Here is a 299-nt window from a genome sequence, read left to right as displayed (position 1 = left end):
CCATTACCCTATCGCCCTTAGTAATTCCAAGGTTGCACAAGCCACTTGCAAATTGGTCAGCGTATAGCTTTGTTTCTACATTTGTGAACGTCTTTTCTTTGTAAAATAGAAAAGGATATTCATCAAATTCAGCTATATTTGTTTCAAGCAGATCTTTAAGTTTCATTCCACAACTTCCTCTCCTTTTTGATTTGTCCATAAGAACCTTCCTTGTGGACATTTCACTCATTTTCTTGATGAGTTTTGTCCGTTAGAGCCTTCATTGCGGACATTTTACTCGTTTTCTTAACGAATTTTGT

Source organism: Neobacillus drentensis (assembly GCF_036966985.1).
Taxonomy (GTDB): Bacteria; Bacillota; Bacilli; order Bacillales; family Cytobacillaceae; genus Neobacillus; species Neobacillus drentensis_E.
The sequence above is the reverse complement of the archived record's forward strand: the minus strand, read 5'-3'. Positions refer to the sequence as shown.